Below are 14,179 nucleotides of genomic sequence, written 5' to 3' on the forward strand. Positions count from 1 at the left end.
AGGAAACGCCGGAAGGCGTGCGCGCATTGTCTTCCAGCACGTAAAACTGGTTTTCGGCCGTCCGCACGATATCAACGCCGATAATATGCGTGTAGACATTGCCCGGCGGCCGCACCCCAACCATTTCGGGCAAAAATGCTTCATTGTTGCGGATTAGTTGTTCCGGTAAAATGCCAGCGCGCACGATTTCCTGCCGATGATAAATATCGTTAAGAAAAGCGTTGAGCGCCAACACGCGCTGTTCGATGCCTTGCGATAGCCGTCGCCATTCCTGACCAGAAATGATACGCGGAATAATATCGAACGGAATAAGCCGTTCCGCAGCGTCCTGATCACCATAGACTGCAAAGGTGATACCGGTTTTTCGAAAAACGCTTTCCGCATCCTGTGCTTTTTGCAGAAGCCCATGCCGATCCTGCTGGTCTAGCCACTGCTTGAGAAATTCATAAGGTTGGCGAATACACTCACCATGGCTGAGCATCTCATCAAATGGCTGCAACTATGTAACTTTCAGATCATGCAATTGACAAAAGGGCTGAGTCCGAGATCATGCGGCGAACGACCTGCAGGTCCATAACGCGTGGAGATTCTTCTTGCCGGGCGGACATGCTTGCCGACATTTGACTGCAACCCCTTATACTCCTCTGTCCACACCTCGAACTTGTTCAGTCGATGCGGGCCAAATGTCGAAAAAAGCGGAATGTCGCTGGCATCGCGACCACGTGCGACCAGAATTCGCCCGATCCTTGGCTGATTGTGCCGCGCATCCACCGTAAACCACTGACCGTCAAGATAGACTTCGACCCAGGCATTATAATCCATTGGCGCCGGATCGGCTGGCACGCCAATATCCCCCATGAAGCCATTGGCGTAGCGGGCTGGAATATTCAGCGCACGGCACAATGTGATAACCAGATGCGCGAAATCGCGGCAGACGCCGACACGCTCATTATAGGCTTCCAGCGCCGTCCTGGTGGAGCGGGCATAGCCGTAGGAGAAACTCAAATGGGCATTGACGAAATCGCAGATGGCCCGTACCCGATCAGCGCCCCCTTGATAATGTCCGAAACGGCTCCAGGCAATTTGCGACATCCGGTCGGTTTCGCAGTAACGACTACCGAGTAAATAGGGAAGGCATTCAGCCGGCAAATGGGCGGGGTCGACTTGTGCGGCATGCTCGTCAAAAATATCCGGCAGTCCACTCACTTCCACAATTGCGTCATGCGTGAGAACCGTCTCTCCCTCAGGCAAAGTCTGGCGCACAAACTCATTGCCATGGATGTCGATATGTCTGGTACCGGCCGTCTCTTCCGGAGAGGCCCAGACGATGTCCTTTTTATGCTGCGGGTGCACATTGAGATATGTATAGACCGCTGTCGGAGATGTGACTTCCACTGCGATCTCGTAACCAACCCGAATAAGCATCCCGATCTCCTTTGCAATCTGGAATCCGAAACTGCCAAAGCGCTCAGTTGTTCCGCCGGGATTCTAAAAAACTTTTTCTCCATCGCCGATTTTTCAAGGGGTCTTTTTCAGCGCTCAGACGTTCAAGCAGAAACCAACCAGGAATGGCGAAATGCGTCTCTTTGAATGCGATATCAGTGGTCTGCCGATCTATTTTGAAAACACCGTCAGTATTGGTGCCGGCAATGCTCCGGTGGGATTTGTCCCCGACACCCTCACTTTGCACAGTCTGCAACGGATCGACGACGTGCTCTGGTCAATTCCTTCCCGCGAAGGAGAAAGCTGGCGGTTCTGTAAAAATAGGTCCATCGACGGGAGCAATTGGCTTATCCGATCCGACGATCCTCATGCCCTCGCCATTCCTGCGCGCTATAATCGCGCCATGCCCAGCACTCACCGGGCGGAAGACATCGAACGATTGCACAAGATCGGTTCAGCCCAAAGGCATCTTTTCTATTCAATCCTGCGTCTCGGATTGCCGTGTCCCGGCCGCGACGTCGATGCGCAGCAAGGGCTGGTCTTCGATTTTCTGGAGGACAGGTCAGATCCGGATGGGAAGCTCATACCCGCCATGACCGGTCACGAAGACGGCGTGATCAGTTTGCGTGCGGCGGAGGCCGATGACGACGTGCGCGAGGCGGTCCGCGTCTCAATGGGAGAACCCTACCGGACGCTTCTGGGTCATTTCCGCCATGAGATCGGTCATTTTTACTTCCAACAGCTGGTCGCCAGGTCCGACATGCTTGACGAGGCCCGGGCACTGTTTGGCGACGAACGGGATGATTACGCCGCCGCTCTAAAGAGAAATTACGAGAAGGGGCCGCCGTCAGACTGGCCGGAGCACTTCATTTCAACCTATGCCAGCTGCCATCCTTCCGAGGACTTCGCTGAATGCTGGGCCCATTATTTTCATATCGTCGACACGCTGGAATCTGCGCACGCTTTTGGACTTTCGATCGATCCAAAGACCCATCAGAATCTGGAAACAGAAGTGCGTTTTGATCCATACAGGGCATCCTCTGCTCAACAACTCGTTGACGCGTGGGTGCCGATCAGCCTCGCATTGAATACTTTCCAGCGTTCAATGGGGCAAGCCGACATCTATCCGTTCGTTTTGCCGGTCCCGGTCATTGAAAAGCTTGATTTCATCAATCGCCTGATCGCAAAATCGCGGCGCCATGATGCCTGGTGGTGAATAGGTCGACATGGGTTCTTTGCCAGCAGGCGCGCTTCATGTCGATCACGCCCGGATGTGAGCCGGGCAATAGCGGAGGCTGAGGGCTTTCGCGGCGAAGAACTGGAGCAGTGGCTGGCAGCCTTTGCTGGGAGGATCTTTCAAAGCGTCGAATCCGAGGAGAAGATCGAGGCAGTTGTTGTGAGATACGCTAAGCCACGAATTGATAGAATGAAGATCGTCCTGAGCGGCGCAAACACCACCGATGACATTGAAGCGGCCTTTGCTGCAATGCAATAATCGCAGATCGGAACTTGAAAAAATAAGCCCCGCTCAGAGGGGGGCTCGGTAGCGGGGCTACTCACTTTGCATTCGAGCGGGGGCTGTGATGCTGTGAATAGCAATTATTTAGAGCGGCAAATTGCTGTGTCAAGGCGTTAGGAAGCCAATTATTCTTGCTGAAACCTGATCGATCATGTCGCGATTGAGAAGTCGGGCGTTTCCTGCTTTTGGAGATGTCGTTGCTTTTTGCAACTGGGTTAGCTTGACTGGATCGGGAACAAAGGTGAATTTTGCTTCGAGATACGGGAGTGTTTCCCCTAAGCCCGCAACTGACGGGCCGGCTTTAGTCGCTTATCCTCGCAATACTTGGCCTCGAACGCACAGACTGCGCTCGATTACGATAGCGTCGCGGCGGTCTTTGCATGAACGGTGTCAAATGTCGATACATGCGTCGGTTTAGGACAACGAAATCAACTGGGTAACGAATATTCGGCGGGCGTGCAAAATGGCGTGAGAAACTCATCACTGATGTTCTGGTTCAAGCTCTCGCCTGTGTGCCCTGTCGTAAGCACGGATTGTCCAGGAGGAAAAAGAGAAACTCTTGAGAACGCGAACTACGGTGGTCTCGGTCAGGTTGCTGACCTGCATGTTCTGGCAAATGCGATCATCGCACAAGTTCAGAAACATCACGATCCTGAATATCTGGAAACAACAGTCTGGGCTTCTCTCAAAGGAGGCCGTGCGAGGTTCGTTAAGGGTTTCGCTCGAAAACCATACATCTAGAGCAAGTCCAGGAGCCTCTAATTTTGGTTAACAACAAAAACCCCAGCTCGTGGGTATTGTTGACGAGCTGAGGCTTTGCATACGACCTGTCTGCGGAAACGTCCATATGCATTAGCATTCTCTCATAAATGTGCAGGAACGCAATGAACGCTAGCGTACAAAGAGGAGGCTATGTTGCGTGATATTCACTTTTGAACTCCAAGTTGCAAGCCGAGAGCTCTCATTACACCGAGAAGGGTGGAGAGCTGCGGATCGCCCTTTTCACTGAGAAATAGGTAAAGTGCCTCGCGGGTAATGCCCGCTTCCCTTGCAATTTTGGTCATGCCTTTGGCTCTCGCAATATTGCCGAGCGCAACAGCAATGACTTTGGTATCGCCACCACATAACAGGACAACTACCGTGTTGCCGCGCTTACCGAAATAAGGCCTATAGCCGGGGCCGTAATCGATGCGCACCTCGCCTATTCCGTCGAAATATTTCACATCGCCAAACAGGCCAAGCGGTCGATGTGAGCGCAGGCGACATTCTCGATCATTTTTCAGATGCTATCGTATCGCCTGCAAACTCATTCGGCTTTAGGGCTGGCGGCATTGGCCTCGCCTTATTCCGAACATTTCGGCTGGCCTGTTCAGGCGGCACGTGCTCTCTGAAATCATGATATAACAATTAATCAAAACAATGAAGAAGGCGGACTTTTCGTCCGCCGTTCGAAGTTGATGGTTGAGAAAACAATATCAAGCCCTGTCGTTGATAGTTAGGGCGCGGCCTTGCGCCCCTGCCGAGTCTTTCTTGATCAATAGCGTCGGCGTATGAAGAGCGCGGCGAGCAGTGATATTGTGATTGTCACGGCGAGCAGAATGAAGGCGAGCGCAGCGCCCAACGGCCAGTTTGCTTTGTTTAGTATTTCGGTCACGATCATTGGAGCCATCATGCGGAACGATGGGCCGCCAAGAAGCACGGGCGTGGCATAGGCGTTCATCGTCAGAATGAAAGACAAGACAGAAGCCGCCAGAAGGCCGGGCATGATTTGCGGCATTCGAACGAGCATAAAGCTCTGCATGGGGGCTGCGCCAAGGCTTGCTGCGGCGTAATCAATATTTTCGTCGAGCCCTTCAAAAACACTTTGCAGTGTAAGGACAACATAAGGAAGATTGACCGCTGTTATGCCGATGAAGACAGCCGTCGGCGTCTGCATGATTGCCAATGGCGAGGAAATTATGCCAATTTTCATGAGCAGAAAATTGAGCACGCCCGTTTGCCCGAAAGCCACCATCCAACCTGCAGCCCGAACAGCGTTCGAGATGAACAGGGGCAGGATGATTGCCATAAGAACAATGGTTTTGAGCGCGCCACTCTGCTTCGAAATCCAGTTCGCCAGAGGCAGGCTGAGTATGACGCAAACTGCGGTAACGGAGCCTGCCATCAGCAAGGTCGTGCCCATACCTTTCAGATAATATGTGTCCGTAAAAAATGTCGCAAAGTTTGCGATAGTAAAGCCTTGTACCATGAACTCGCCTGGCACGAAGTCATTAAAGCTATAGCGCAACAGATAAAGCAATGGCAGGGCCATGAAGATAAGGACCAGCCCTGTCGCAGGCATGAGAAGTGCGGCGGCGGAGATAGATGTTTTTTGCATGGCTGTACCGGGAAAGCTGGAGCGGAACCTGTCTGACTTCAGCCAGACAGGTCGTGGCAATCATCAGGCTTTGAACTCTTTGTTCCACCAGTTTTGCAGATCTGCATCTGCTTTCGCGACGTATTCAAGATCAGGCAGCACGAATTTTTCACGTTGCTCCGCCGTATAGTCGACGGCTGATGCAAGTTCGGCAGGTAGGACTACATCGGCATTGGTTGGTGCATAGCCCATCTGCTCAGCAAAGGCAGTTTGTGGCGCCTGTTCGAGCATCGCATTCAGATACTGATAGGCAGCCTGTTTATTCGGTGCATTTTTCGGTACACACATATCCGACAGGTAAAGGCCAATTCCTTCTTTTGGAATTGCAATTTCGATGTCGATGCCAGCATTTTTCCACATGTAGCCACGCGCATTCCACATGATGCACATGACGATTTCACCGGATTTCAGTGCCTGTGCGAGCGCTTCATTGGTAGGGTAGATTTTCACGCCCTGGTTTTTCAGTTCGAGCAGTTTGGCTTTGCCCGGCTCGTAATCCGATGCGCTGCCACCTGCAATCATTGCAGCCGATTCAATTGTCGTCTGATACTGAAGATCAATTACCCCGACGCGACCTGCATATTTCGGATCCCACAAGTCAGCATAGGACGTTGGCGCCGGGCTTACCTGCTTTGGATTGTAGAGAATAACACGACCCGTATAGATATGCGGGATGGAGTAGTTCGTACGAATGAACGGCAGAACCTTTTTCAGGTTGGGGACCTTCGTTTCATCCAGTTCTTCAATAATTCCGTTCTGAATCATCTCAAAGCTCCCCTGACGGGTGAGACATGCAATGTCCATTGACCCGCGTGGCAAACGGCGCTCTGCCAGAAGCTTTGCCTTGCGCACCGTATCGGTTGCAGGGTCATATATAACCTGCATCCCGCTGCCCTTGAGGTTGCCATCCGCAATATTGATTTGCTGCAGGTTCTGATAATCGCCACCCCAGGTGCCAACGACAGCCCGACCAGAGGCTCTTGCGAATGAGGGCACGATCGCCGAAGCGACAAGGCTGCCGGAAAGAATGCCAAAACTACGTCTGCTGATTTTTATCATGCTAATTCCCCTTTTAATCGTTGATGAATTTATCCCAGAGGTCTTACGCCTCGTTCAGAAGTGAAAGATTAAAGCAGCACGACGTCCTCTGGCGCGATGCTCATAGTGATTGAACTTTCAGGAGTGAGGTGGATGCCAGCTTCATTGAGTTCGCGTGGTGAAGCAACCGCGGTCAGGTGCTGTCCATCGGTGAGCATGAGATCAATCTCGACCATGCCACCTAAGAACACATGTTTTTTGATAAGGACGGTCTGATTGTTTTGCGAAGAAGGGAGAGGTGCTTTGCTCAGTTTTAGGGCTTCTGGCCGGATGAGTGCTTCAGATGCTGTCCTGGAGTTTTGCGCCGCCTGAAACTGCACGCCGCCTTCAGTCGTAAATCTTCCATCATTTGTTGCCTTGCCTGTCAGGAAATTTGCACGACCGACAAAGTCGGCAACGAAGCGGTTTGCGGGTTGCTTATAGAGTTGTTCCGCATTGCCAATCTGCTCAATGAGCCCAGAACGCATCAGAACCAGTCGGTCACCGACCGACATTGCTTCTTCCTGATCATGTGTGACCATAATTGTCGTGATGCCGAGCGATTTTTGCAGACTGCGAAGCTCGTCACGTACCTGCAGGCGCAGTCGCGCATCCAGATTGGACAGAGGCTCATCAAGAAGCAGCATGTCGGGCCGGATTGCGATTGCGCGCGCAATCGCGACACGTTGTTGTTGTCCGCCTGATAATTGCTTTGGCAAACGGTCCATCAGATGTGCAAGGTCGACCAGTTCAAGAGCATGTTGAACACGGCTTTTCAGCTCGGGTTCAGCCACTTTTCTTCGGCGCAGACCGAATGCAACATTCTCGAGGATGCTCAGATGCGGAAAAAGTGCATAGTTCTGGAATACCAGACCGATATTGCGTCTATGCGGCGGTTCAAAGGTGATTTCCCTTTGTCCCAATCGCATCGTTCCTGCATCTGGCTCAATAAAGCCTGCGAGCATGCGCAACGTCGTGGTCTTGCCGCAGCCTGATGGTCCCAGAAAGATAAGGAACTCTCCTTCATGAACATCAAGCGTCATGTCGGATACGGCTTTGAAAGCCCCGTAGGTTTTGGTCAGTCCCTGAATTTGAACGTCAGCCATCAGACCATCCTCGAAATATTTACAAAGCGATTGGAAATAACCAGCATCAGCGCCACAAAAAGCACCTGCAGAACAGAAACCGCAGCGATTGTCGGATCAATCTTCCATTCCAGATACTGCATCATCGCAACCGGTAGCGTGACTTGTCCGGGACTTGAGAGAAAGATGGAAACCTCGAGATTGCCGAAGCTGACGACGAACGAAAACACAGCGGCTGCGAAGATTCCCGGCTTAATAAGTGGTAGTGTCACCAGCCAGACGACGGTTGGTGGCCTGGCGCCAAGTGAAGCTGCTGCTTCTTCAACCGACATGTTGACACCTTCGAGCGAAGCCAGCAGCAAACGAATGCACCAGGGGATTGTCAGCAGGACGTGGCCTGCCACAAATACACCGGTTGAGCCGACAATCGGTGCGCCCGATGCGATCTCGATTTCAACAACCGTCACGTACAGCGCTGCGCCGATCACGATTGCCGGCACCGTGAGCGGCGACATCAAAAGCTGAATCAAAGCACTGCGGCCACGAAAATTACGCCGTACAATCACCATTGCTGCAGGGACCGATACCAGCAGGCCAGCCAGCATCGCAAAGCTCGCAACCGCTATTGAAAGCAGAAAACCACTTAGAAACTGAGGTTGACGAAACGCTTCCGAAAACCAGTGGAGTGAATAGCCTTCAACCGGCAATGACAAAATCTCATTCGAGATCACGGAGAGCCAGAACACCAGCACAAGGGGCAGAAGCATCAGCGCAAGGCTGAATGCAATCATTGTCGCTGCTCCCAATCGTCCCAGGCGCTCTGTAAGAGAATTGCCCCGGACCATCCGACTTACTCCGCCAGAGTGTTCTTATGGAACACGCCGCCCTTCATGATGGCCGTCAGGCACTCATCATGTCGCTCCAGTGTGGTGATATCCTCAAGTGGGTTGCCATCCACGATCAGAAGATCCGCATAGGCACCGGGCTTGATAACGCCGATTTCGTCTTCCATTCCGCAAAGCTTCGCCGAAACCCGTGTTGCTGAATGCAGCACTTCGCGGTTGGTCAAGACACTCGCACGCAGCGAAAACTCCATCGACTGGTATTTGTGAAGCTGCCCGAGCAAATCTGAGCCAAATGCCATTGGCAGGCCGGCATCACGCATAATTGCCAGCGATTCCAATCCACCACGGCGGACTGTATCGATCTTGGACTGGGAGTCTGCACTTAAACCGAAGCTTGCCCCTTCCAGCGCCAGCCCTTCATAAGCAACGAGCGTCGGGCAAGCGATTGCACCGGCCTTAGCAGCCAGACGTGCTGTCTCAGGCGTTATGAGGTTGCAGTGCTCAAGCGATTTGACGCCACATTCGACCGCACGGCGAATGGAGGCATCTGAATAGGTGTGAGCGGCAACATAAAGTCCATAGTTTTCAGCTTCTTCTACAATCGCGCAGATTTCTTCGCGTGAATATTGCAGTACGTGAATGGGATCATTGGGTGAGGCGACGCCGCCATTGGCCATGATTTTGATGAATTGCGCACCATTCTTGATTTCTTCGCGTGCAGCGCGGCGCACTTCATCCACGCCATCGGCGATCCGTCCGAGACTGCCAAGTCTGGCTTCGTGCAGGGGACGATTATCGTAACGTTTACGATAATCACCATGACCAACCGTCTGGCTCAGTGCTTTGCCGCAGATAACCAGGCGAGGGGCTTCGACGGTGCCCTCATCGACTGCTAGCTTCAGGCCAAGGTCAGCGCCCGCCAGATCGCGGAGTGTCGTGAAGCCGCGCATCAGCATATCGCGCATGATTTTCGCGCTACGCAGTGCAATGAGGGATGTCGGCAGTGCGGCATTTTCGGCAAGATCAACCAGTGTCGCTGCGACATGGACATGTGCATCAACAAGTCCTGGCATCAGTGTCCGGCCAGCCAGGTCGATTCTTTGGGCAGCAGGTGCGATAACAGGCTGATCACTGATCGCTACGATGCGGTCGTCTTCAACCAGAACCTCAAATCCGGACTTGAGAATGCCGTCGTCGACATCAAGGATAGGGCCGCCGAAAAACACAAAACTCGTCATTGTTCATTCCCCATTATGCGTCAGCTCGGACGCTTGTATACAACAAGTATATTGACCCTATCCTTGCATGGAGACTTCGTCTTGTCTACATAAAAACAGTACAGTTTGTTTTTATGTTGAAAACCTTGTTATGACGCTGTTTTAACTCAATTTTACCGACTGATTTTTCACTGATGGTGTTGAATTATGATGCAATTCGCTTAATATCGAGGCAATAGATTGCGCTTTGTCATTCGTAGAGATCTTGCCATATGAAACGCTCTGTAAAACCGATCCGGGTTCAAAATTCGGCGCAGTCGCGTCGAAAAACGCAGGCCGAGCGTTCGTCATCAACGCGGTCAAGAGTTTGCCAGGCGACCCTTGAAGCTCTTGCCGAAGTTGGGCATGGACTTATTTCGACATCACTGATTGCGCAAAAAGCAAAAGTCTCGCGCGGTGCGCTGACGCACCAGTTTCCTTCGCGCAATGACCTTCTCGTTGCCGCACTTCGACAGTTGCATGAGGACTGGGAAGTCGCCGATCCATTTGGCGCCGACCCCAACAAAACCCAGTATACGCTACCGGAACTGACTGAAGCATTGTGGCTGACGATCTTCTCCGATACGCGCTACATCGCTGCTATTGAGCTGATGCTCGCTGCGCGTTTGGACAATGAGTTAGGTCAGAGGTTGCGCGATGAAATGAGCCGCTGGGTCAATATCCGCGATTTAAGTATATCAAGGCTCGTGGGTTTTGAGCCCAACAATGAAACCGATACGTTGAAACTTCACCTTATTCTGTCTGTACTGCGTGGTATAGCGGTGCACCAGAGCTTCGATCTGGAAATGGAAACAGGGCGGAAATTAGTCGATTTGTGGAAGAAAATGTTAAACCAGGTCATGGAGACCCGCAACTAAAGATGGTTATTTCAAGATTTTATGACGATGAGTATAGTTAGAATAAGGCGTGCTTCATGATTTTTTGTGAGTGGTAAAATTGATGGATATTTATAATTCAAAAAATTGATGTTGCGTAGCGCTGTTGAAGCAGGCTGACACCTATGACAAATGAGGATTTTCCATATGTGTCATAGTTTTAGATATTTAATGACCGTTCATTGGATTCATACTGACCAGGGTTTGATGGAGCAAAGAGACATCCATCATCAAATGAACGCGTCACAGCCAAAGACATCGCCAAATTGGCCGCAGCGACTGATACTTGCAGCCATCACCTTGCCCATTGACGAGGCTTTAGAAGGCCAAGCAGCAGTGGCTCGTCGCATTCTCAGACACTGTTAAAGCTCACGAGCGCCCTGGGGGGATCCTAAAGACGACTTGCCCATGAATACAGGCAGGCCACGTTTCAATTAAGCTTTGCCAAAGGAAAGTGGTTGATCCGAGCCAACTGCCATTCCAGTTGCCTCGCGACCAGCCGTGTCGAGCAGGGCCTCAACGTCTGTTGGGAATGCGCGCGCAACAAACTGGCGTATTTTCGATACGTCCCGGATTTGCTGAATGTCGATTTGCCCCGCAACAGTGACGGGGGATAGCAAAGCAGGGAGAAGGTTCGATATGTTAGGCCTTCTGTATCACCTGTTGCAAGCGAAGTGACTGGCAAATGCGGGAAAATACGATTTTTACTATATCTACATGTCACGGATCAACATGCCTGAAACTATCCGGTTTTTTGGCCAGACGTTCTGTTCGAATTGCTGTTCTGTGATTGATGGCGGTAAATGAAAACAACAACATGTTCATGCAGGTTCAGATTTCTTATCTCAAGTTTTCAGAGGAAGCGTGTCGAACACCATCAATAGCCGGAGGGCCTTAAAGCCCTGATCGTTGGTTGAATCTGGGAACTTTAGGCTTGGCGGTGCGGACAAAAACGTGGGGAATCAGGAATGTAATTCATGGAGTTTAATTCGTTACCAATTCGCAGTTTCAAGGCTCTTAGCAAGTTGTTCATTTCGAAAACCTGGTTAATGCAAAACTGCTGATCGCGTGAATGGGTTGGCGCAACTCTATCAGGTCGGCAATCACAAGTGCCATTCCAGGACCAATGCCAAACCCGTGACCACTCATTCCCGTTGCAATTGTTAATCCGCCAATCGGTGCGTGATCAACGACCGGCAAGGCATCAGGCATTGTATCGATCATCCCTGCCCAGCTTCCGACAATACGTGGCCGGTCTGTTTGAGGGAACGCCTTTGTGAACTTTTTTTGCACACGGTCGAGTTCTCTTTTGTTCGGTTTGGGATTGAGTATCCGACACCGTTCGAATGGAGTTTCATCATTCCGCGACCAGTGTCTTGCTGTTCGCCACGCGTCCGGATAATACTGCGGAGCAGCAAGTTTAAACCGTGTGCTCGTAAAGTCTTCACGCAATTGCGGTATATAGGGGCAAAAGTTCCTGAAAGCGTCCGGTCCTATGAAGAAGTCATGCGTGGACCATGGCGTTAATGTATATCCACCATCAGCGCGCCGACGAAACGCTATCTGGTCATCCCCGGCAGCGCCATCGTGTAAAGAGTTCATCGGTTCTGTCTGCATCACGGAAGACAACACAGAAAGCTGCGGGATACTAATGTCATGTCGTTTGAGGAACAAGGAGCTCCAGGCGCCAGCCGCGACAAGCACGCGCTCGCATCTTACATAGCCTCTTTCGGTTACAACGCCCTGCACCTGATTGCGGGTGACATCCAATATCCGGACCGCACAGTTTTCGCGGATAAGAACGCCATCTTCTGCCGCAACCTTAGCGATTGTCGGAACAGTCAAGAAGGGTTCGGCCATTGCATCTGAGGGCGTGGTCATCCCCCCGAGCCAAACCGTACTGTCTGGCACCATCGTTTTGACTTCGCGCTGGGACAGCATCCGCGTATCGATGCCATAGGCGCGCGCACCATCAAGCCATTGCGTGAATTCTTCAAGCTTTGTTTGGTTGCGCGCCAGATAGGTGATGCCATTCTGACGAAAGCCGATACGTTCTCGGATTCTCTCGTTAAGGCCTTTCCAGAGATGAATTGCATTCATCATGATCGGCAGTTCAGCGTAGTCACGGCCCTGCTGGCGAATCCAGCCCCAGTTGCGGCTTGATTGTTCGCCCGCGATGCGCCCTTTTTCACAAACAAGGACTTTTAATCCGCGCTTCTGAAGCTCCCAGGCTGTCATGATGCCGATGATCCCACCACCAATGATAGTGACATCGACAGCCTCGGGAAGAGGGCCGTCGAACTGCGCTGGATTGCTCATACTGATTGGGAATTCAAACATTGAGGTTTCAAAATCTCTTGGGACTATAGGGCGCCAGATCGATAGCTGGCGTTTGTTCGCTGATGAGCTCATTGACGAGCCTGGCTGTTATCGCTGAAAGGGTGACTCCGAGATGCCCATGGCCAAAAGCGTAAATGACATTCCGGCATTTGCCCGATCTGCCAATGACGGGCAGTGTGTCAGGAGTTGAAGGACGGTGCCCCATCCATTCAGTGACGGGTTTCCATGCCTTGAGAGCCGGTAAAACTCCGATTGCTTCGGGCAGCAAATTGCGAATGCGATTGTAATTTGGCTGTGCTTTCAAACCTGCGAGTTCATCGCCACTCACCAGACGCAAACCGTCATGCATTGGTGATAGAACAAATCCCTTGCCGGGTACGACAACTGGTCCTCGTAGCAACGCTTCCGATCCCGGACCGAAACTGATGTGGTAACCGCGTTCGCTTTCAAGAGAGACACGATCACCGAGCTGTTTCGTCAGTGCGGCAGACCACGCACCCGATGCGATGACGACACGATCAAAGCGCTTGCTGAGCGTTGCTGATCTCAGCAACACGCCGTGTTCTGACGGTTGAATCGAGGTAATATTGTCACCAATGAATGTTGCACCAAACTTTTGAGCCGTTTCCAGATAGAGCTGAGCGAGCTTCTGCGGAAAGCGGACATTACCCGCATTCGGCTGGTAAAGACCTTTGTAACAGGATGCGGGGTCAAGCGCAGGTTCAAGGTCCAGAAGTGCTGGACGATCAAGAACTGTGTGTACGACACCATATCGGCTCATAAGTCGGCGCTCGAGAGCAGAACCTTCAAAATCCTTGCTGTTCCTATAGACTTTGAGCCAGCCTTCATGAGTAAGCATGTCAGTTGCTGCGGCAATTGCGGCCAATTCCCGATGCGCATTCAGAGCCTCCGACACGAGCGGATGCATTGCTGCGGCAATTCGATCGACAGCTTTCGTTCTACCAGCTGTGATGAAGCGTCTTATCCACGGCAATGCTGCGAAAGCATGATGAAGCCGCAAGACTGCTGGTGAATTGCGGTTGAACATATAGCTCGGCAAAGACCTGATCACAGCCGGTGTCGCTGTCGGTGTTACTGAGCCTGTGACGATGGCCCCGGCATTTCCATAGGATGTTCCTGTGCCCGGCTCTTCATTGCCGAATATGGTGACACTGTAGCCCGCTTTGCTTACTGCAAGGGCGGTGCTGCAGCCAACAATGCCTGCGCCAATGATGGCAACAGAAAGCCGTTCACCGCTTTTTTGACGATGCGCCATGATAATCGATCTATCTTAATTGCGTG

The 14,179-nt window shown here is 51.8% G+C and carries 12 protein-coding genes; 2 read left to right on the forward strand and 10 right to left on the reverse strand.

Going from position 1 to position 14,179, the window contains the following annotated elements; genetic code table 11:
* Both RT142_RS18855 and RT142_RS18860 read right to left on the reverse strand, forming a co-directional pair.
* Positions 1–499: circularly permuted type 2 ATP-grasp protein (locus RT142_RS18855; protein ID WP_313030691.1), on the reverse strand; the 499-nt coding region annotated here is incomplete at its 3' end.
* 11 nt (positions 500–510) lie between these two features.
* On the reverse strand, positions 511–1,425 hold the full coding sequence (locus tag RT142_RS18860; RefSeq protein WP_313030694.1) for a transglutaminase-like domain-containing protein: 915 nt from the start codon (positions 1,423–1,425) through the stop codon (positions 511–513).
* A gap of 151 nt (positions 1,426–1,576) precedes the next feature.
* Here RT142_RS18860 and RT142_RS18865 point away from each other — a divergent pair, with 151 nt between their 5' ends.
* Positions 1,577–2,659 (forward strand): putative zinc-binding metallopeptidase, encoded by a 1,083-nt coding sequence (locus RT142_RS18865; protein WP_171380265.1) that lies wholly within the window; start codon positions 1,577–1,579, stop codon positions 2,657–2,659.
* A 1,229-nt stretch (positions 2,660–3,888) separates the two neighbouring features.
* Here RT142_RS18865 and RT142_RS18870 read toward each other — a convergent pair.
* The 6 genes from RT142_RS18870 to RT142_RS18895 form a co-directional block, all read right to left on the reverse strand.
* Positions 3,889–4,185 carry an addiction module antidote protein gene (locus tag RT142_RS18870; RefSeq protein WP_313030698.1) on the reverse strand — a complete coding sequence of 99 codons (297 nt, stop codon included), beginning with the start codon at positions 4,183–4,185 and terminating at the stop codon, positions 3,889–3,891.
* Between the two features lie 311 nt (positions 4,186–4,496).
* Complete coding sequence (locus RT142_RS18875) at positions 4,497–5,339, reverse strand: ABC transporter permease (protein ID WP_235972518.1); 843 nt, start codon at positions 5,337–5,339, stop codon at positions 4,497–4,499.
* A 63-nt stretch (positions 5,340–5,402) separates the two neighbouring features.
* Entirely contained in the window at positions 5,403–6,437 is a 1,035-nt protein-coding gene (locus RT142_RS18880; RefSeq protein ID WP_204162560.1) for a PotD/PotF family extracellular solute-binding protein, read from the reverse strand.
* A 68-nt stretch (positions 6,438–6,505) separates the two neighbouring features.
* Positions 6,506–7,561: an ABC transporter ATP-binding protein gene (locus RT142_RS18885; protein ID WP_313030703.1), complete on the reverse strand. Its 1,056-nt coding sequence runs from the start codon at positions 7,559–7,561 to the stop codon at positions 6,506–6,508.
* Complete coding sequence (locus tag RT142_RS18890) at positions 7,561–8,331, reverse strand: ABC transporter permease (protein WP_007880616.1); 771 nt, start codon at positions 8,329–8,331, stop codon at positions 7,561–7,563. Before RT142_RS18890 ends, RT142_RS18885 begins: the two co-directional genes overlap by 1 nt.
* 59 nt (positions 8,332–8,390) lie before the next feature.
* On the reverse strand, positions 8,391–9,623 hold the full coding sequence (locus tag RT142_RS18895) for an amidohydrolase family protein (protein WP_171380263.1): 1,233 nt from the start codon (positions 9,621–9,623) through the stop codon (positions 8,391–8,393).
* 251 nt (positions 9,624–9,874) lie between these two features.
* Here RT142_RS18895 and RT142_RS18900 point away from each other — a divergent pair, with 251 nt between their 5' ends.
* Complete coding sequence (locus RT142_RS18900; protein ID WP_171380262.1) at positions 9,875–10,519, forward strand: TetR/AcrR family transcriptional regulator; 645 nt, start codon at positions 9,875–9,877, stop codon at positions 10,517–10,519.
* Positions 10,520–11,566: 1,047 nt separating this feature from the next.
* On the opposite strand, the gene RT142_RS18905 is transcribed toward RT142_RS18900, so the two are convergent.
* A complete protein-coding gene (locus RT142_RS18905) occupies positions 11,567–12,877 on the reverse strand; it encodes an NAD(P)/FAD-dependent oxidoreductase (protein WP_171380261.1) in 1,311 nt (436 codons plus the stop codon).
* Positions 12,878–12,884: 7 nt separating this feature from the next.
* Complete coding sequence (locus RT142_RS18910; protein WP_171380260.1) at positions 12,885–14,153, reverse strand: NAD(P)/FAD-dependent oxidoreductase; 1,269 nt, start codon at positions 14,151–14,153, stop codon at positions 12,885–12,887.
* Positions 14,154–14,179 lie beyond the last annotated feature (26 nt).

Origin of the sequence: Brucella sp., assembly GCF_032066345.1 — a bacterium.
Taxonomy (GTDB): domain Bacteria; phylum Pseudomonadota; class Alphaproteobacteria; order Rhizobiales; family Rhizobiaceae; genus Brucella; species Brucella pseudogrignonensis.